Annotated in this window: 1 protein-coding gene; it reads right to left on the bottom strand. The window is 42.6% G+C overall.

Translation table 11 applies throughout. From position 1 onward, the window contains the following. Positions 1–398: M20/M25/M40 family metallo-hydrolase (locus tag D7Y13_RS50095; RefSeq protein ID WP_208734610.1), on the bottom strand; the 398-nt coding region annotated here is incomplete at its 3' end. Positions 399–462: the final 64 nt, after the last annotated feature.

Here is a 462-nt window from a genome sequence, read left to right as displayed (position 1 = left end):
ATATATTCCAAAGCCTTTACATGCATATACATCTGACCTTTGTCGTCACAGGAACCGCGGGCAAAAATCGCGCCTTCGGGATGGATGTCGGTTTTTTTGATGACAGGTTCGAAAGGTGGGGAAGTCCATAATTCCATTGGGTCGGGTGGTTGCACATCGTAATGTCCGTAAACAAGGATAGTCGGTAAGTTTTTGTCGATTGTTTTTTCTCCGTAAACGATTGGGTAGCCAGGTGTGTCGCAGATTTCGACAAAATCACAACCCGCTTTTTCGAGACTGGTTTTTACCGCTTCGGCGGTATCGATAACATCCTGGGAGTAAGCGGTATCGGCAGAAACGGAAGGAATTTTAAGCAGTTCGATAAGTTCGTTGATGAATCGGTCTTTGTGCTGCTGCACATACGATTTTATATTGTCCATAATTTAGTTTTGTTTTGTCACCCAAAAATACAGAATTATTTTT

It is taken from the genome of Corallococcus praedator, from assembly GCF_003612125.1.
GTDB classification, from domain to species: Bacteria; Myxococcota; Myxococcia; order Myxococcales; family Myxococcaceae; genus Corallococcus; species Corallococcus praedator.
The sequence above is the reverse complement of the archived record's forward strand: the minus strand, read 5'-3'. Positions and strand labels throughout refer to the sequence as shown.